At 63.2% G+C, this 16,759-nt stretch carries 20 protein-coding genes; 12 read left to right on the top strand and 8 right to left on the bottom strand.

Features of this window, described 5'->3' with window-relative positions; genetic code table 11:
* Window positions 1-59 precede the first annotated feature (59 nt).
* Entirely contained in the window at window positions 60-545 is a 486-nt protein-coding gene (locus OS035_RS01735; protein WP_003557102.1) for a peroxiredoxin, read from the top strand.
* Between the two features lie 104 nt (window positions 546-649).
* Here the strand turns inward: OS035_RS01735 and OS035_RS01730 are convergent, their stop codons facing one another.
* Together OS035_RS01730 and OS035_RS01725 are read right to left on the bottom strand one after the other, a co-directional pair.
* Entirely contained in the window at window positions 650-1,225 is a 576-nt protein-coding gene (locus tag OS035_RS01730; RefSeq protein ID WP_331813305.1) for a peroxidase-related enzyme, read from the bottom strand.
* The gene (locus OS035_RS01725; RefSeq protein WP_331813304.1) at window positions 1,222-1,704 is read right to left on the bottom strand and encodes a CMD domain-containing protein; all 483 of its coding nucleotides are present in this window, start codon (window positions 1,702-1,704) and stop codon (window positions 1,222-1,224) included. The genes OS035_RS01730 and OS035_RS01725 overlap by 4 nt, the downstream gene beginning before the upstream one ends.
* A gap of 161 nt (window positions 1,705-1,865) precedes the next feature.
* Between OS035_RS01725 and OS035_RS01720 the strand changes: the two genes are divergently transcribed.
* The 10 genes from OS035_RS01720 (at window position 1,866) to OS035_RS01675 (ending at window position 10,460) form a co-directional block, all read left to right on the top strand.
* Window positions 1,866-2,864, top strand: a complete 999-nt coding sequence (locus tag OS035_RS01720; protein ID WP_331813303.1) for a LysR family transcriptional regulator — start codon at window positions 1,866-1,868, stop codon at window positions 2,862-2,864.
* Entirely contained in the window at window positions 2,861-4,351 is a 1,491-nt protein-coding gene (locus OS035_RS01715) for an NAD(P)/FAD-dependent oxidoreductase (RefSeq protein ID WP_331813302.1), read from the top strand. Before OS035_RS01720 ends, OS035_RS01715 begins: the two co-directional genes overlap by 4 nt.
* Window positions 4,344-5,084 (top strand): amino acid ABC transporter ATP-binding protein, encoded by a 741-nt coding sequence (locus tag OS035_RS01710; RefSeq protein ID WP_310803945.1) that lies wholly within the window; start codon window positions 4,344-4,346, stop codon window positions 5,082-5,084. Before OS035_RS01715 ends, OS035_RS01710 begins: the two co-directional genes overlap by 8 nt.
* A gap of 16 nt (window positions 5,085-5,100) precedes the next feature.
* The gene (locus OS035_RS01705; protein WP_310806781.1) at window positions 5,101-5,925 is read left to right on the top strand and encodes an amino acid ABC transporter substrate-binding protein; all 825 of its coding nucleotides are present in this window, start codon (window positions 5,101-5,103) and stop codon (window positions 5,923-5,925) included.
* A 55-nt stretch (window positions 5,926-5,980) separates the two neighbouring features.
* The gene (locus OS035_RS01700; RefSeq protein ID WP_018245130.1) at window positions 5,981-6,688 is read left to right on the top strand and encodes an amino acid ABC transporter permease; all 708 of its coding nucleotides are present in this window, start codon (window positions 5,981-5,983) and stop codon (window positions 6,686-6,688) included.
* Between the two features lie 19 nt (window positions 6,689-6,707).
* Window positions 6,708-7,400, top strand: coding sequence for an amino acid ABC transporter permease (locus OS035_RS01695; RefSeq protein WP_018245131.1), 693 nt, complete (start codon window positions 6,708-6,710; stop codon window positions 7,398-7,400).
* A 400-nt stretch (window positions 7,401-7,800) separates the two neighbouring features.
* Entirely contained in the window at window positions 7,801-7,929 is a 129-nt protein-coding gene (locus OS035_RS01690; protein ID WP_261315743.1) for a hypothetical protein, read from the top strand.
* Complete coding sequence (locus tag OS035_RS01685; RefSeq protein ID WP_310806780.1) at window positions 7,926-8,675, top strand: metal ABC transporter ATP-binding protein; 750 nt, start codon at window positions 7,926-7,928, stop codon at window positions 8,673-8,675. The genes OS035_RS01690 and OS035_RS01685 overlap by 4 nt, the downstream gene beginning before the upstream one ends.
* Entirely contained in the window at window positions 8,672-9,544 is an 873-nt protein-coding gene (locus OS035_RS01680) for a metal ABC transporter permease (RefSeq protein ID WP_310806779.1), read from the top strand. Before OS035_RS01685 ends, OS035_RS01680 begins: the two co-directional genes overlap by 4 nt.
* A gap of 16 nt (window positions 9,545-9,560) precedes the next feature.
* Window positions 9,561-10,460, top strand: coding sequence for a metal ABC transporter substrate-binding protein (locus OS035_RS01675; protein ID WP_097624117.1), 900 nt, complete (start codon window positions 9,561-9,563; stop codon window positions 10,458-10,460).
* A 33-nt stretch (window positions 10,461-10,493) separates the two neighbouring features.
* Here OS035_RS01675 and OS035_RS01670 read toward each other — a convergent pair whose 3' ends face one another.
* From OS035_RS01670 to OS035_RS01645, 6 genes are all read right to left on the bottom strand, one after another.
* A complete protein-coding gene (locus OS035_RS01670) occupies window positions 10,494-10,802 on the bottom strand; it encodes a Dabb family protein (RefSeq protein ID WP_097624118.1) in 309 nt (102 codons plus the stop codon).
* Window positions 10,803-10,940: 138 nt separating this feature from the next.
* Window positions 10,941-11,366, bottom strand: coding sequence for a hypothetical protein (locus tag OS035_RS01665; protein WP_097624119.1), 426 nt, complete (start codon window positions 11,364-11,366; stop codon window positions 10,941-10,943).
* A gap of 180 nt (window positions 11,367-11,546) precedes the next feature.
* Window positions 11,547-12,341 (bottom strand): aldolase, encoded by a 795-nt coding sequence (locus OS035_RS01660; protein ID WP_183777312.1) that lies wholly within the window; start codon window positions 12,339-12,341, stop codon window positions 11,547-11,549.
* 36 nt (window positions 12,342-12,377) lie between these two features.
* On the bottom strand, window positions 12,378-13,538 hold the full coding sequence (locus OS035_RS01655; RefSeq protein ID WP_331813301.1) for a M20 aminoacylase family protein: 1,161 nt from the start codon (window positions 13,536-13,538) through the stop codon (window positions 12,378-12,380).
* Entirely contained in the window at window positions 13,535-14,779 is a 1,245-nt protein-coding gene (locus tag OS035_RS01650) for a Zn-dependent hydrolase (protein ID WP_131711373.1), read from the bottom strand. The genes OS035_RS01655 and OS035_RS01650 overlap by 4 nt, the downstream gene beginning before the upstream one ends.
* Window positions 14,776-15,987 (bottom strand): diaminopropionate ammonia-lyase, encoded by a 1,212-nt coding sequence (locus OS035_RS01645; protein WP_097624123.1) that lies wholly within the window; start codon window positions 15,985-15,987, stop codon window positions 14,776-14,778. The genes OS035_RS01650 and OS035_RS01645 overlap by 4 nt, the downstream gene beginning before the upstream one ends.
* A gap of 105 nt (window positions 15,988-16,092) precedes the next feature.
* Between OS035_RS01645 and OS035_RS01640 the strand changes: the two genes are divergently transcribed.
* Window positions 16,093-16,575: an Lrp/AsnC family transcriptional regulator gene (locus OS035_RS01640; protein ID WP_097624182.1), complete on the top strand. Its 483-nt coding sequence runs from the start codon at window positions 16,093-16,095 to the stop codon at window positions 16,573-16,575.
* Window positions 16,576-16,759 lie beyond the last annotated feature (184 nt).

Raw genomic sequence — 16,759 nt, 5'->3', positions numbered from 1 at the left:
CCGCCGCCAAGCAGAACCCCAAAGCCGGAAACCCCCAAGCCAGAACCAAGGAGAACACCATGACCATCGCGATCGGCGACAAGCTTCCTGCCGCCACCTTCAAGGAAAAGACGGCTGACGGCCCGGTCGAAATCACCACCGATCAGCTCTTTGCCGGCAAGCGCGTCGTGCTCTTTGCCGTGCCGGGCGCCTTCACGCCGACCTGCTCGCTGAACCACTTGCCGGGTTATCTCGAAAATCGCGACACCATCCTTGGCAAGGGCGTCGACGACATCGCCGTTGTATCAGTCAACGACTGGCACGTGATGGGCGCCTGGGCGCAATCCTCCGGCGGCATGGGCAAGATCCACTTCCTCGCAGATTGGGATGCCGGCTTCACCAAGGCCGTCGGCCTCGACGCCGACCTCTCCGCCGGCGGCCTCGGCCTCCGCTCCAAGCGCTATTCGATGCTGGTGGAAGACGGCGTAGTGAAAGCCCTCAACGTCGAGGAAAGCCCCGGCCAGGCAACGGTCTCGGGTGCTGCCGCGATGCTGGAACAGCTCTGAGCTTCCGTTGCTGATGGATGAAGGGCGGCCATTCGGTCGCCCTTTTCGCTTGTGTGACCGGCTCGCTCTCGGGCGGCCAAGTTGCAGCGCGATTGTGACGCGCTTTAGTCCTTCATCGGCTCACCGAGCGTATGCATCAGCCGGTTCGCCCAGCCGAAGATGGCAGACGAGAGGACGAGATCGAGAGCCTCCAACTCGTCAAGCCCGACGTCTGCCAGCGCCTGCGCGTCGGCCGCGACCGCCTTGGGCGGTGTGGTCGACAGTCGGGCTGAGAAGTCGAAGATTGCCTGGAGGTGCTCGTCGAGCGTCGCCTCGAGACCATCGGCGAATACGGCTTCGATGACATCGGTGCGTTTTGTCAGATTGTTGAACCGGGATGCATGGACGGCGGCGCAGTAGACGCAGCGGTTGACGACGGAGGCCGCGACCGCGCCCAATTCGCGCTCGCTCCCCGCCAGTCCGTCCTTGCCGTACATGATCAGGTTGAACAGCGGCGAGCGGACCGCGAGTGTCTCGGGATCATGCGCCAGGGTCAGCACATAGGGCGAGATGCCCTTGTTCGACGGCGTCGTCTGCATCGCTGCATGCTGCTCGTCGGTAGCTGTCGCGAAATCGACCGGAACGACATAGGGCTGCCAGCGCGGCACCGTGGTGGTGAAGGTGTGGACGACCTCGCTCATCGCATTTCTCCCAGCAGCTTCAGGCCGGCGAGAACCCGCACCTGGTAATTGACGAAAGCCGCAAGCTCCGCGAGCCGGACGATGTCGGCGTCGGTGACGCCGACCTGAGTCAATGCCTCGACATGGGCACGCGTGGCATCGCGCGGCGCGAGCGTCAGCCGGTCGGCATGACGAACGATCTCCGCAGTTCGCGGGTCCGTCACATTCGTGTCGGGCTCGGCGAGCAAGGCTGTCGCCGCTTCGCCGGCACGGGCAACGAGCGTGTCGTAGTGGCTTGCGAGCGCCGGGCTGCGGTTGTGGCGCGCCATGCGGGCGGCGAGCGCGGCCCTCAGGCCGTGGGACAGTCCGCCGGGATCGCGTGGCAGAAGCACGGCGTCGTGGGCCGCTTCAGTGAGGCGCAGGATTTCCGCGCGTTTCCCCACGGCTTCCGCGAGGGCTGAACCCAGGCTCACGGAGGCAAGAGTTTCGATGAGTGTCAAAACAAGCTCCTCAAGACGTCAAAGGACATAAGCCCTAGGTAGGCCTGACGCCTCATTATGTCAAATTGGAATGATAAACAGCATTCGATGTGAATTTTTTATCTATTTCCCGTCGTCAAATGAGAATTGTCATGCTTTACTGACATGAAGGAGAGTGTTTGATGTCCACTATGCATTCTAACTCTTTCGATATAAGGCAACTTGAAGCCTTCGCAGCGGTGATGTCCGCCGGCAGCGTGACCGGGGCGGCAAGGCTGCTGGGACGATCGCAGCCGGCGGTCACGCGGCTGATTCAGGATCTGGAAGCCGATATCGGCTATGCGCTGCTGCATCGAAGCGGTCCGCGCATCAGCCCGACCGCGCGCGGTCTGCTCTTTCATGCCGAGGTGGAACGCCATCTTGCCAGCCTCGCCCACATTCGCGAACGGGCGAATGCCATCGGTCTCGATGAGCCGCCGTCGCTGACGATCGCGGCCACGCCTTCACTTGCGGCCGGCGTTCTGCCCCAGGCGATCGCAGCCGTCGCGCCGGACCTGATACCGCGTCATCTCCATGTGCAGGCGCTGGCGGCCGAGAACGTCGTGCAGGCGGTACTCGCCCGCTCGGCGGACTTCGGGATCTCAAGCCTGCCGCTGGAACACCCCGGCCTCGACGTGCACTGGATTGCCGAAGCGCCGTGTGTCGTCGCTCTTGCCGCCAACGATCCGCTGGCCAACGATGACGTGGTGCGCCTTTCCGATCTCGCCGAGCGCCGCATCATCACGCTCGCCAATCCCTACCGCCTGCGGCACCGTATCGACGAAGCGCTGGAGCGGGTAGGCGTCGCGCCGGAACGGATGATCGACGTCAACGCCTCGCTGACGGCGCTCACCATGGTCCGGGCCGGACTGGGAGCGGCCATCGTCGAGCCGGCAACGGTCTCCGGCGTTCCGCTCGAGGGGATCGTGATGCGCGTCCTCGACCACACCATCCCCTTCCTGTTTGGCGCCATCTCGCCGGTCGCGATGCCGCTGACCCCGACGGTCGCCGCCGTCATCGATGCGGCGCGCGCGGTGGCCCTGGCGATGCCCGGTTGCCGGCTGCATGACGCAGGCGGCGTCGAAGCCTTGGCCGACACCGTCTATGGCGGCAGCCCGATGACCGAGGACGTACCGTCATGAGCGACCTCTCGACCTCTCCGAACAGTCTCGAGGCCCTCGAGGCACGCCTGCGGCAGGATCTCGCCTGGCTGGAGCTGCCGGCCAAGTCCTGGGTTCCGCCCCGCATCGTCGATGGCCAAGGAGTGGTCGACGTCGTGATCATCGGTGCTGGTATGGCCGGGCTCGTGGCTTCCGCCATGCTGAAGCGGCTCGGCGTCGCCAACCACGTCGTTCTCGACAAGGCGCCTGCCGGAAGCGAGGGGCCGTGGGTCACCTTCGCCAGGATGCGAACCCTTCGCTCTCCCAAGCAACTGACCGGGCCGGCGATGGGGCTGCCGGCGCTGACCTTCCGCGCTTATTACGAGGCGCTGCACGGCCGCGATGCCTGGGCAGCACTCGACAGGGCGCCGCGTGAGACATGGATGGACTACCTGGTCTGGTACCGGCGCGTGCTTGAACTGCCGGTGCGCAATGGGGTCGCCGTCGAGGCCATTCGTCCACGCGCCGACGGCCTGCTCGATGTCGTCTGCCGTCACGATGGCCGGTCCGAAACGACGATCGCGCGTCACGTGGTGCTGGCGACGGGCCGCGACGGCCTGGGCGGTCCCTTCGTGCCGCCGACCGCCGATGACGTCGATCGCAAGTTCTGGGCTCACACCGCCGACGAAATCGATTTCACCGCATTGCGCGGCAAGCGGGTTGGCGTCGTCGGCGCCGGCGCCTCGGCGATGGACAACGCCGCCACCGCGCTCGAGGCAGGCGCCGCCCGGCTTGACTTGTTCGTGCGCAGGACCGACCTGCCACGGATCAACAAGTTCACCGGCATCGGCAGCCAGGGCGTGGTGCACGGCTTCGCCGGTCTGCCGGATGACTGGAAGTGGCGCTTTCTCGACTATGCCATGCGCTCGCAGACGCCGCCTCCGCGTCCGAGCGTCTTGCGTGTCAGCGCTTTCCCGCAGGCCCATTTCCATCTGGGAAGCCCGATCGACCGGCTGCAACAGCAAGGCGACCATATCGTCGTGACGACGCCGAACGGCAGCTATCCCGTCGATTTTCTGATCTTCGGCACCGGCTTCAAGGTCGACCTGACGAACCGGCCGGAACTTGGCCCCGTCGCACCCCATATCCGCCTCTGGCGCGACCGCTTTCCCGTACCCGCGGACATGCGAAACGACGAGCTTGAAACCTCGCCGGACCTCGGCGACGCGTTCGAGTTCCTCGAGGTTGAGCCGGGCGCCTGCCCGGCGCTGGCCCGCATCCACTGCTTCAATTTCCCGGCCACCCTCAGCCACGGCAAACTCACGGGCGATATTCCCGCGATCAGCGAAGGCGCCGACCGGCTTGCCCGCGGCATCGTCAGGGCGTTGTTCGTCGCCGACCGCGAGCGTCATTTCTCCGATCTCCAGGCGTTCGACACGCCCGAATTGCTCGGAGACGAGTGGGCTGACGACGAGACCACGACGCTTTCCGACCTATCTGCCGAAAGGACACCGACCCGAAATGCTTGAGCTCAAAGATCTAAAGCTGTCCTACGGCAACACCCAGGTCCTGAACGGTGTCGATCTCTCGGTGAACCGCGGCGACGTGGTGTCGATCATCGGCCCCAGCGGCACCGGCAAGACAACATTGCTGAAGTGCATCAACTATCTGGCCAAGCCCGCCTCCGGCACGATCGCCTTCGATCAGGTCAGGATGGACTACCGGAAGCCGGACAGCACCGCGGTCCAGGCGATCCGGCTACGGACGGCGATGGTCTTCCAGCAGTTCAACGTCTTCAAGAACATGACCGTCATTCAGAACGTGATGGATCCGCTCGTCGTCGTGCAGCACAAGTCGAAGGAGGAGGCGCGTTCGATCGCTTTGCAGGAGCTTGAGCGGGTGGGGCTTTCGAACAAGGTCGACAGCTACCCGTCCCAGCTGTCTGGCGGCCAGCTGCAGCGAACCGGCATTGCGCGGGCGCTGGCCGTGAAGCCGGATGTCATGCTCTTCGACGAACCGACGTCGTCGCTCGACCCCGAACTCGTCGGCGAGGTTTTGAAGGTGATCAGGGACGTCACGTCGTCAGGCATCACCTCGCTCCTCGTCACCCACGAGATGCAGTTCGCCAAGAACATCTCGAACCGCATCGTCTTCATGGATCGGGGCGTTGTCGCCGCTCAAGGCAGCCCCGCCGAGATCTTCGACACGCCTTCCAACCCGCGTCTTGCCCAGTTCCTGAATTCCGAACACTCCATCCAGTAAAGAAAGGATGCCTGACATGTCTTCCATCAAGTCGACTTCCCGCCGCACCTTCGGCCTCGCTGTCGCCGGCGTTGCCTTGGCCCTCGCAACAGCGGGCGTATCGCATGCCGAGGACGTGCGCACCATCAAGATCGCCACGGCTGCCGAATCGAAGCCGCTCTCGTGGGGTGCCATCGGCGTCGAGCCGCAGGGTTACGAACCCGACGTCCTGAAGGCGATTAACGCCAAGCTGCCCCAGTACAAATTCGAGATGGAGGGTGCAGCCGACATCGCTCAGGAGACCGGCCTTGCGACCGGAAAATACGACATCGCGACCGGCGGCTACTACCGGGCGCCCGCTCGTGAAAAGCAGTTCCTCATTCCCGAGAGCCCGATCGGCGCCAGCCTGATCAAGATCTACAGCCGCAAGGATAGCGGCATCAACGAGATGAAGGATCTGGTCGGCAAGAAGATCGTGCCGGTGACGGCCGGCGGCGGCATCTACAAATTCGCCACCGCCTGGCAGGAAAAGAACCCCGACTTCAAGATCGAGATCACCGCCTCCAGCGCCGGCATTCCCTATCCGGATCGCCTGAAAGAGGTCGAGAACGGCAAATACGACGCGCTGGTTCTGCCGTCGAACCTCGGCGAGCAGACGGTCATCGACCAGCAGAAGCTCAACGTTAAGGCAAGCGAGCCGGTGGCGATCAACAACACCTTCGTGCTGATCCATCGCTCCGAGGAGAACAAGGCGCTCTCCGCAGACATCGACAAGGCTCTGAAGGAGCTCAAGGCCGACGGCACGCTCGCCGAGCTCTCGCAGAAATGGTTCGGCGAGGACATCACCACCTACATGAAGTAACACCCAAGGCAGGGCCGACGATCAAGGCTGAATTTGAAACAAGGAGTGTTCCCAAGTGGACCTTTCCATCATGATCCCCGAGCTGCTCAAGGCATTGCCGCTGACGCTTGCGATCACGTTCACGGCCATGATCGCCGGCTTCCTGCTGGCGCTGATTGCGACAACGTTCCGGGTGCGCAGGATACCGGTTCTCAGCCAGCTGGCTGACCTCTACGTGTCCTATGCCCGGAGCGTCCCCGTCGTGCTGCAACTGTTCGTCGCCTTCTACGGACTGCCGCTGGTCGTCGCTCTGTTCGAGGTCGAGGACTTCGTGTCCCCGAATGTCGCGGCGATCGTGGGCCTCAGCCTCTACCATGGAGGCTATCTTTCCGAGGTTCTGCGGCCAGCCTACCTCGCCGTAGAACGCGGTCAGCATGACGCCGCCGACAGTCTCGGCTACACCTTCCTTCAGAAGATCCTTCGTGTCGTCGGACCCCAGGCGGTGCACATCGCCCTGCCAGGCTACGGCAATTCGATCATCTACCTCATCCACAACGTCGCACTCGTGATGTACATCGGCGCCGCGGATGTCATGGCGACCGCCCATCTCGTCATGGAGCGCGACTACAATCAGTACCAGTTCGAGACCTACCTTGTGCTGGCGGTGATCTATTCGCTGCTATGCCTCGTGGCATGGATGGTCGTGCGCTTTTTCGAAACGCGAAACGCAAAGTTTGCGCCCAATACCGCACCGGCCAAGGCCACCATGATGGCAAGCGTCTGATCGAATAGGAGGTCATCACATGTTCGATTCCGAAGTCCTTCTGCCCGATCTCTGGGACATCCTCGGCGCGGTCCCGGTGACGCTCGCCATGGCGCTTGGCATCTTCGTCTTTTCTACGATCGTCGGCAGCCTTTTTGCGATGGTGGAATACCGGCGGGTCCCGCTGCTTCGGGAACTGGTCGTCGCCTACAAGGTCGTCTTCAAGGGCGTTCCGATGGTGATCGTGATCTTCCTCGCCTATTACGGCCTGCCGCCGACGCTGCAGTTCCTGACCTCGCTCGTCGGCATCGACTATAACGGCCACTCGACGCCGAACTGGATCACGCTCATCGTCGCCCTGACCGCCTGCGTCGCAGCCTTCCAGGCGGAAGTCGTGAAGGGCGCCCTCAACTCCTTCGACAACGGTCAGGCCGATGCGGCCTACTCCCTGGGCTACAAGCGCAGCCAGGTGTTCCGCCGGGTGATGCTGCCGCAGGTCATCGTCGCGGCCATCCCGGATCTTGCCAACTCCATCATGGTGATCATGAAGGCGCTGTCGCTGGGATTTGCGATCGAGGTCGTCGACATCTTCGCGCAGTCGCAATTGACCGCGGCGCTGAACTTCTACTATCTCGAAGCCTTCCTGATCGCCGTCGTCATCTACATGGTGATCGCCTATCTCGTCACCTACGCCGCGGACCGGATGGAGCGGGCGCTGAGGGTATGGGCATAGGGGCGGTTCGCCCTTTCTCGAGCACGCTGCAGGGGTCGGGATTTCCACAGCCGTTTCGGCATGTAGCGGCCATCCGCGACAGCGAACTTTCGCTTCGGGCTCGATGCGCCATCCGCTGCGCCGGCGGGGAGTTTGGCAGAAACGCATCCCAAACCTCCGTCACCCCAGGCCCTGAGCCTGGGATCCATGCACGGTGCTGATGGAGGCGAGAGTGGATCCTCGGGGTGGGGTGGCTTCTGAAGCAAGGACAGCGGAGCGCTGCAACTACGAGCATCCTGACAGATAAAGGGCGACCGTTTATCGCCCTTTTCAATTGTGTGAATAACCCCGTGCTCCTCGCCTCAATCTCGCCCCAATCGTTATAACATAACCGTAATGTTATTACATTGTAGGATGCGCCATGCCGCCGAGCCCCGATCGCCCCTCCGTCAGCCTGCTGGGACAGTCGGCTTTATCTAGGGTGATCGGCATGGCGCTGGTCATTGCCGTGCTCTGGCTGGCGATCCACTGGGCGGTTCTGTTGCCATGACGCCGCTGATCCGTCTGGAGAATTTGACCGTCGCCTATAACAGGCATCCCGCCATCCATCATGTCACCGGCGCCTTCGCCTCGGGTAGTCTGACGGCGATCGCCGGGCCGAACGGGGCGGGCAAGTCGACGCTGCTGAAGGCGATCATGGGCGAGCTTCGCCCCGCCGAAGGCAGGGTCGAGCACCGGCTGGGGCGGGCGGAATTCGGTTATCTCCCGCAGGCGGCCGAGATCGACCGCCGCTTTCCGATCTCGGTCATTGACACCGTCATGCTCGGTGCCTGGAAGAAGACGGGAGCCTTCGGCCGCATCGCGCCCGCCGAGGTGAAAAGGGCAGGCGAGGCGCTCTCCGCCGTCGGCCTCGAAGGCTTCGGCCGCCGCCATGTCGGGTCGCTGTCGGCCGGCCAGTTCCAACGCGTGCTCTTTGCCCGCCTGATGCTGCAGGATGCCGGCATCATCCTGCTCGACGAGCCGTTTACGGCGATTGATGCCCGCACGACCAGGGACCTCATCGATATCGTCACCCGCTGGCACGGCGAGGGCCGCACGGTGATCGCCGTGCTGCACGATTTCGAGCTCGTCCGCGCCCACTTCCCGCAAACCCTGCTGCTTGCCCGCGAGCTTGTCGGCTGGGGTGCGACCGCAGAGGTCATGTCCTCCGTCAATCTCCTGAAGGCGCGCGCCATGGCCGAGCGCTGGGATGAGGATGCGAATGCCTGCGCACCCGAAGAGGCGCCGGCGGCATGACGGCCTACGATCTCTTCCTCGCGCCCTTTGCCGATTACGGTTTCATGCGCCGCGCGCTCATCGCCTGCCTCTGCCTCGGGCTCGGCTCCGGCCCGATCGGCGTCTTCCTGATGCTGCGGCGCATGAGCCTGATGGGCGACGCGATGAGCCATGCCGTGCTGCCGGGGGCTGCCATCGGTTACCTCGTCGCCGGCTCGCTGTCGCTGACGGCGATGGGCCTCGGCGGGCTGATCGCCGGCCTGTCGGTGGCGCTGCTTTCCGGCGCCGTCAGCCGGATGACCGTGCTGCAGGAGGATGCAAGCTTTGCCAGCTTCTATCTCGCGTCGCTGGCGCTCGGCGTGCTGATCGTCTCGCTGCGCGGCTCGAATATCGATCTCCTGCATGTGCTCTTCGGCACCATCCTGGCGATCGATGCGCCCGCCCTTTATCTGATCGGCGCGGTCACCTCGCTGACCCTCGTCATCCTCGCCTTAATCTACCGGCCGCTGGTGGCCGAATGTTTCGATCCGGGTTTTCTGCGCGCCGTCGGTGGGCGCGGGCCGGTCTATCACGTGCTCTTCCTGCTGCTCGTGGTGCTGAACCTCGTCGCCAGCTTCCAGGCGCTCGGCACGCTGATGGCGGTCGGCCTGATGATGCTGCCGGCAGCAGTCGCCCAGCTCTGGTCGCGCAGTCTGTCGGTGATGATGGCGATATCAGCCGCAAGTGCCGCCGCATCCGGCTATCTTGGCCTGATCGCCTCCTACCATCTCGAACTCGCCTCCGGCCCGACGATCATCATGACGGCGGCGATCCTCTACGGCCTTTCTATTCTTTTCGCGCCCTCCGGCCTGGCCTGGCGCTTCTTTCCCCGCCCGCATTTGAAGGGCTGATCCCAAGGAGACTTCGATGACATCGCACAGACTGCTTCTCTCCGCAGCAATCCCCGCTTTGATGGCGCTGTCGGCCATGCCCGCCTCCGCCGAAACGCTGAAGGTTGTGGCGTCCTTCACCGTGCTTGCCGATGTTGTGAAACAGGTCGGCGGCGAGCACGTCAAGGTGACGAGCCTTGTCGGGCCGAACGGCGACCCCCATGAATTCGAGCCGTCGCCGGCCGATGCGAAGAATTTGAACGCGGCGCAGGTAACCTTCGTCAGCGGCGAGGGGTTGGAAGGCTGGATGGACCGGCTGATCTCCGCCTCGGGTTACAAGGGCAAGCCGGTCACCGTTTCCGAAGGCATCAACACCCGCACCATGGAAGAGGACGGCGAAAAAATCACCGATCCGCACGTCTGGAACAGCCCCGTCAACGTCAAGATCTGGGTCGCCAATATCGAAAAGGCGCTGTCATCGGCCGATCCCACGGACGCCGCCGCCTTCAAGGCCAATGCCGAGAAGTACACAAAGACGTTGGATGAATTGAACGCCTACGCCCACGCGAAATTCGACAAGGTGGCCGACGATCGCCGTAAGGTGCTGACCAGCCATGATGCCTTCGGCTATTTCGGCCGCGAATATAATGTCAGCTTCCTGGCGCCGCTTGGTCTGTCCACCGAAAGCGAGGCCTCGGCCGCCGACGTCGCCAAGCTGATCGAGCAGATCAAGGGCGAGCATGTGAAAGCCTATTTCTTCGAGAGTTCCAACGATCCGCGGCTGGTCAAGCAGGTCGCCAAGGCAACCGGTGCCGAGCCGGGCGGCGAGCTCTATGTCGAATCCCTGTCCGACGCCAAGGGGCCGGCGCCGACCTATGAGAAAATGTTCAAATACAATGTCGACCAGCTCGCCGCCGCCATGGCGAAGTCGAGCTGAGGCATCGAGGGCTGCAGGTTTATCCTGCGGCCCTTACAAATTGAGGTCGAAGACCAGGATGCCGGCGAGGCCTCCATCCGTCGACGAGACGATGCGCTCGCCAACAGCCACATGCTCGGGATGGATGAGATAGGCGTCGCGGGCCTCGGGGCTTTCAAAGGTCACGGCAAAACCGTCGACGAAGCCGCCATGCAGCCCTTCGGGCGAAACATTCGGCCCGTACTTGATATCCACTACGCCCGGAATGACCTGTTTCAATGCGGCGATCGCTTCGAACAGCGACTGCTTGTCTTCGTTCGTCATTGCGGTCTTCAGCCGCAGGAATACGCAGTGCAGGATCATCAGTGGTCCTCCCGATTTTCTTTGGCCGATTTTCTTTGGCCCGATTTTCTTTTGGGTGGAGAATAGCGGCGAAAGCCGGGAGAGCAACGAGATTTATTTTCACGCAGACGTTGCGGCGCGAGCCAGGACCCGGGCAGATTACATCTGGTCGGTCTTGACCAGAGGCCGTTTGTAGATCTTCTGGACGAGATCGCTCGCCAGCGCGCGGGCTTCGTCTTTCTCAGCCGGCGTCATCGGCCGGCAGGTGTTCCTGGTGTTGGAACTGTCGAGCACCGTCGCGGCACCCGAATTGGCGATGACGAGATGCCAGCTGCAGGAGGCGACCTTGTCGATGGCGACTGCGCCATGGCAGCCTGTGGACAGGCAGAAGGCGACGGTCACCTGGGCGCCGTGATCGCCCTTATACGCCAGATCCATGGCCGTCTTGAAATCCTTGACCCAGCGCTCGCAGTGCCGCTGTTTGTCCCCCGGCAGGCAGCTCTTGGTGACGGGAGTGAGTTCGCCGGCCTGAAGCGGCGAGACGCAAAAAACACCCAGGGAGAGGGTGAGCAGAAACTTGAGCATGGAATTTTCCTTGTGCAAGCAATGAGAGGCGCACATCGCAGGCCGCAGGTCAATGGCCATCATTGGAAGGGAAGGCCGCAGTCGCGGCGGGTCGTCAAACCGTGCTCGCGCTGGAATTGATTGGCGATCGAACCGCCCGCAACGCGTGGCTGAAACCTCACGCGCTGGAGAGGCTGGCCGTCAGTTTCTAAATTCGGGCTGCGTCCGGTCGAGCGTGCGCTTGATCGATTCGAGATGGAGGCGTGCGGACTCCGGATCGCCTTCACGCATCTGCAGATAGGCCGCCTCGGCGATCTCCGGAGCGACAGGCAGGACCTTTCGCCCGGTCGACAGGGCAAGGGTCTGAACTTTGCAGGCTCTTTCGAGATAATAGAGGTCGTCCCAGGCTTCCGCTATGCTGGGGCCGCAGACCATGACGCCATGATGCTTCATGAAGACGATGTCGGCATCGCCGATCGCCGAGGCGATGCGATCGCCCTCGCGCTCGTCCAATGCGAGGCCGTTATAGTTCGAATCCACCGCGGTGCGCCCGTAGAATTTCAGGGCGGTCTGGCCGGCGAAGATGAGCGGCTCGCCCTCCGTCATCGAAAGTGCGGTGGCATAGGGCATGTGCGTATGAAAAGCAGCCTTTGCCCTGGGAATGTTCTTATGAATGCGGGCGTGAATGTAAAAGGCGGTCGCTTCCGGCTTTCCCTCTCCGGCAACGACGTGACCATGAAAATCGCAGACCAGCAGCATGGATGCGGTCAGCTCGCTGAACGCGTAGCCGTAAGGATTGACGAGGAACAGGTCGTCATAGCCCGGCACGACGGCGGAGAAGTGATTGCATATGCCTTCCTCCATTCCGTAGTGCGCCGCCATGCGGAAACAGGCGGCGAGATCGGCGCGCGCACGCCAGATTTCTTCGGTTTCCAGCTTCGGCTGATTGGGGCCGGCCGAACTTGAAACGGAGGAGGTGTTCAGTGAATGGGCCATGATGTTGCTCCCTGCTGGGGTGAAAGACGGCGGATGTCAGCTTGCGCTCAGGCGCCGGCGGACGATGCTCGTGTGGAACGTGGCGCCGTGGATCAGTCCGCCGTCGTTGAAATCGTAATTCGGATTGTGCAGCGGCGCCGAACCTTCGCCATTGCCGAGGAAGACGAAGCAGCCGGGGACATGGTCGAGAAACCGAGCGAAGTCTTCCGATCCGGTCATCGGCTCGCGCCGGACCTTGACGTTTTCGGACGGGAAGACGCTGCGGGCTGCGGCAAAGGCCTCCTCGGCCAGGGCGGCATCGTTGAGCAGGGGGATGAATTCCCGGGTATAATTCACCTCGGCCGCGACATTGTGGGCGAGCGCCGTCCCCTCGGCGATCAGGCGCATCTGCTTCTCGATCGCCGCGCTGACCTCGGGACGGTAGCTGCGGGCATCGCCCAGGATGCGCGCCAGCCCGGGCAGGGCGTTGCGGGTGCCGTCGGTCAGAAGTTCGGTCACCGAGACGACGCCGATATCGGTCGGGTCGAGCCGCCGGGAAACGATGGTCTGGAGGTTCGTCACCAATGCGCAGGCGGCGACCAGGACTTCGTTGCCGGAGTGCGGACGCGCGGCGTGTCCGCCGACGCCCTTGAGCACGATCTCGAAATTATCCTCCGCCGACATGATCGCGCCGGCGCGGGTCTGGAAAACGCCGAGCGGAAGACCCGGCATGTTGTGCAGCCCGTAGATTTCGTCGAAGGGAAAACGCGTCATCAGGCCGTCGCCGAGCATCGCCAAGGCGCCTTTGCCCCATTCCTCGGCCGGCTGAAAAATGAACCGGACGGTGCCGTCGAAATCGCCGTCCTCGGCCAGCATCCTGGCGGCGCCAAGCAGCATCGCCGTATGGCCGTCATGGCCGCAGGCATGCATCAGGCCTTCGGTCTGCGAGCGATAGGGCCGATCGCCCTGTTCGGTGATCCTCAGGGCATCCATATCGGCGCGGAGCGCGATGGAGCGGTTGCCGCCGCCGCGCCGGAGCGTTCCGACAACCCCGGTGCCGCCGACACCTTCGACGACCTCGTCGAGCCCGAACTCCCGCAGTTTCCGGGCGACGAAAGCCGCCGTCCGCTTCTCCTCGAAGCCGAATTCGGGATGGCTGTGGAGCTCGTGCCTCCAGGCGGTCATGTCCTGTTCCAGCGTCCGGCTGTCCATGGTCATTCGGGCAATTCCCCTGTTGCGAGTCCGCAAACGACGTCGAGGAGGATATTCGCTCCCGCGATGAGGTCTACGTCTGTCGTGAACTCCTTCGGATTGTGACTGATGCCGCTGCGGCTGGGAACGAAGATCATCGCGCTTGGCGCGATGCGGGCGATCATCTGGGCATCATGGCCGGCGCCCGATGTCATGCGCCCGCACGCCAGGCCGCGATCCCCGGCGGCCGCTTCGATCAGCCGAACGATCGCCGGATCGAACTTGACCGGCTCGAACCGCGCCAGCCGCTCGGCTGAAATGCCGACCTTTTCCTCGGCCGAAAGCAGCTCGAGGAAGGCAGCGAGCGCGGCTTCCTCTTCCTTCAGGCGGTCTTCGTCCGGATCACGCAGATCGACCGTGAACGTCGCGCGAGAGGGAATGACATTGATGGCGTTCGGCTCGAAAGCGATGCAGCCGACGGTCGCGACCGTCGGGGTGTTCGAGGATTTCGCCCGGTCCCGCAGAAAGGCGATGACGCGGGCCGCCGCGTATCCGGCGTCCCGGCGCATCGAGATCGGTGTCGTGCCTGCATGGTTCGCATCGCCGTCGATGGTCACCCTCTGCCAGGAAATGCCCTGCAGGTTCTCGACCGCGCCGACCGATACGCCCTCCCTTTCGAGAACGGGACCCTGCTCGATATGCAGTTCGACATAGGCGTGCGGCGTCATGAAGCCGGGCGCATGGGTGCCGGCATAGCCGATCCGCGCCAGTTCATCGCCGAGCAGAGTGCCGTCGGTGCCCAACGTCTTCAGCGCGGCGGCGACATCGAGGCCTCCGGAATAGACCAGCGAACCCATCATATCAGGCGCATAGCGCACCCCTTCCTCATTGGTGAAGGCGGCAACGACAATCGGGCGCGACGGTTCGAACCCTTCGTCTTTCAGCGTCTGGATCACCTCCAGGCCGGCCAGCACGCCATAACATCCGTCATAGATGCCGGCATTGATCACCGTGTCGATGTGAGAGCCGATCATAATCGGCTTTTCCTCCCCGCCCGCGCCATTCCAGATGCCGAAGATGTTGCCGATATGGTCGACCGCAACCTCCAGTCCGGCTTCCTCAAGCCAGGCAACAAACTGATCGCGCCCCAGCTTTTCGCTATCGGAGGCCGCCAATCGGACAAGCCGTCCCTCCGCATCGCGGCCGATCTCGCCGAGCGTGGAGATGCGCCTGAGCAGACGCGCCGGATCGATTGAACGGCGGCTCATGCTGAAGCTCCGGTCTTGAATTTCGCGGCGACCGCGGCCGGTGATCGCCCGACGATCTCTTGATATTTGCCGGGATCGGTCGCGCCTTCAGTGTTCACCAGCAATATGCGCGAATGGCCGTCGAGAGACAGGGCTTGCCTGATCGCGGGATCGCCGGCAGCGCGGATCAGCCCGGCAAGCCCGACGCCGCCGCTTTCGCCGGCGACAATCGCCGGGTCGGTTCCAGCCGGATCGGCAAGCCGTTTCATCACCGAGATCGCCTCGTCTTCGTCAACGGTCATGAACGCGTCGGCGACGCGGGAGAGGATACGCCAGGCGACGAGGGACGGTTCGTAGCATTCGAGCATCGCCATGACGGTCGGCTCGCCATGGGCAACGGTCACCGGATGTCCGGCGCGCGCCGTTTCGAACAGGCAGGCGGCGCGGGCGGGGTCGACGACTGTGAAGGTCGGGCGTTCCTCGCCGAAGGCGATGGCCATGTGGCCTGCGACGGTCGCGGCAATCCCGCCGACGCCTGCCTGGAGGAAGACATGGGTGGGCGGCCGCGGCATTGCCCTGAGCGCTTCCCTGATAAGGGCGGTGTAGCCCTGCATCACCAGCCCGGGAATGCGCTCATAGCCGGGCCATGAGGTGTCCGAGACGATGGTCCAGCCCTTTTGCTCAGCCATGCGCGCCGCCTCCCGAACGGAATCGTCATAGGTGCCGGCCACACGGATCATCTCGGCGCCGAAGCGGGCGATGGCGGCGACGCGTTCGTCGCTAACGCCGGCATGCACGAATATCGCCGCCCGGACTCCCACAAGCTGCGCGCCCTGGGCCACCGACCGGCCGTGATTGCCGTCGGTGGCGCAGGCGACGGCCATCGTCTCGGCCACCTCTCGCACATCGGAAGAATGCAATTCGGAGACATCGACGGGACGGCCGAGCCTCCTTGCTGCTTCCTCGAGGACCAGACGGATCACGGCATAGGCACCGCCAAGCGCCTTGAAACTCCCAAGGCCGAGTCGGTGGCCCTCGTCTTTCACATGGATCGAGCCGACACCGAGTTCGGCCGCCAGCGTCGGCAAGGCGACGAGCGGCGTTTCCGCATGGTTTTCCCGGAATGTCAGGTGGCGCTCGACGGCGTCTGCCGCCTCCATCCCGAGGATTTCGGCGTCCCGCGGGTCGAGGGGCTGGCGGTAGTCGGCATTGGTGTTCAGCAGAAACATGAGCGCCTCATTTCAATTGTTCGGCTAAAACATATTGCAGGCGAGGTGAAAAAGGCGCTGTATTTCGGGCTTGGTTTTGCAATTTTGTTTCGTTGGAGCCCCGTTCTGAGCCGGCCGCTAAAATCTCCCTTGGATGCTTTCGATCACAAAATCCTGGCGATCCTGCAAAGGGACAATACCACGCCGCAGCGCACGATCGGCGAAGCCGTCGGCCTGTCCGCGCCCGCCGTCCAGCGCCGGATCAAGCGTATGACGGAGGATGGGGTCATCCGGGCAAACGTCGCCGTTCTCGACCCTGCAGCGCTCGGCCAATCGATCACCATCTTCGTCGAGGTGGAGGTTATCAGCGAAACGGCAAAACAGATCGAACAGGCCAAAAGCCAGTTCGCAGCCGCGCCGGAAATCCAGCAATGCTACTACGTCACCGGCGAGGCGGATTTCATCCTGGTCATCGTCGTTCCCGCAATGGCCGATTACGAAGCGCTGACGCGGCGGCTGTTCTTCGGCAACAACAACGTCAAGCGCTTCCGGACCTTCGTCGCGATGGATCGGGTGAAGGTCGGTCTCGGCGTTCCCGTCGAGCGCTGAGACTGGCCGCTCAGGCCGCTTGGTAAGCGCAAATCATTTCAGAAATTACACTGAACGGCCGAACATTTCACAATCACCTCTTGCCATTCGTAGTACCACAACAGACCTTGCGCGATCACGGTCGAGACCGCGACAACCAATATCATTTGTTGGAGCGTGAGGGATTTCCAAAACAAAAACCGAG

It is taken from the genome of Rhizobium sp. 268 (genome assembly GCF_036571585.1).
Lineage (GTDB): Bacteria > Pseudomonadota > Alphaproteobacteria > Rhizobiales > Rhizobiaceae > Rhizobium > Rhizobium redzepovicii.
The sequence above is the reverse complement of the archived record's forward strand: the minus strand, read 5'-3'. Positions and strand labels throughout refer to the sequence as shown.

Coding starts and splice junctions, on each gene's coding strand:
- OS035_RS01690 (WP_261315743.1), top strand. CDS start 7,801: ATGCCGCCGAGCCCCGATCGCCCCTCCGTCAGCCTGCTGGGACAGTCG.
- OS035_RS01655 (WP_331813301.1), bottom strand. CDS start 13,538: ATGACCATGGACAGCCGGACGCTGGAACAGGACATGACCGCCTGGAGG.
- OS035_RS01675 (WP_097624117.1), top strand. CDS start 9,561: ATGACATCGCACAGACTGCTTCTCTCCGCAGCAATCCCCGCTTTGATG.
- OS035_RS01735 (WP_003557102.1), top strand. CDS start 60: ATGACCATCGCGATCGGCGACAAGCTTCCTGCCGCCACCTTCAAGGAA.
- OS035_RS01715 (WP_331813302.1), top strand. CDS start 2,861: ATGAGCGACCTCTCGACCTCTCCGAACAGTCTCGAGGCCCTCGAGGCA.
- OS035_RS01680 (WP_310806779.1), top strand. CDS start 8,672: ATGACGGCCTACGATCTCTTCCTCGCGCCCTTTGCCGATTACGGTTTC.
- OS035_RS01685 (WP_310806780.1), top strand. CDS start 7,926: ATGACGCCGCTGATCCGTCTGGAGAATTTGACCGTCGCCTATAACAGG.
- OS035_RS01730 (WP_331813305.1), bottom strand. CDS start 1,225: ATGAGCGAGGTCGTCCACACCTTCACCACCACGGTGCCGCGCTGGCAG.
- OS035_RS01645 (WP_097624123.1), bottom strand. CDS start 15,987: ATGTTTCTGCTGAACACCAATGCCGACTACCGCCAGCCCCTCGACCCG.
- OS035_RS01710 (WP_310803945.1), top strand. CDS start 4,344: ATGCTTGAGCTCAAAGATCTAAAGCTGTCCTACGGCAACACCCAGGTC.
- OS035_RS01695 (WP_018245131.1), top strand. CDS start 6,708: ATGTTCGATTCCGAAGTCCTTCTGCCCGATCTCTGGGACATCCTCGGC.
- OS035_RS01670 (WP_097624118.1), bottom strand. CDS start 10,802: ATGATCCTGCACTGCGTATTCCTGCGGCTGAAGACCGCAATGACGAAC.
- OS035_RS01720 (WP_331813303.1), top strand. CDS start 1,866: ATGTCCACTATGCATTCTAACTCTTTCGATATAAGGCAACTTGAAGCC.
- OS035_RS01650 (WP_131711373.1), bottom strand. CDS start 14,779: ATGAGCCGCCGTTCAATCGATCCGGCGCGTCTGCTCAGGCGCATCTCC.
- OS035_RS01660 (WP_183777312.1), bottom strand. CDS start 12,341: ATGGCCCATTCACTGAACACCTCCTCCGTTTCAAGTTCGGCCGGCCCC.
- OS035_RS01665 (WP_097624119.1), bottom strand. CDS start 11,366: ATGCTCAAGTTTCTGCTCACCCTCTCCCTGGGTGTTTTTTGCGTCTCG.
- OS035_RS01705 (WP_310806781.1), top strand. CDS start 5,101: ATGTCTTCCATCAAGTCGACTTCCCGCCGCACCTTCGGCCTCGCTGTC.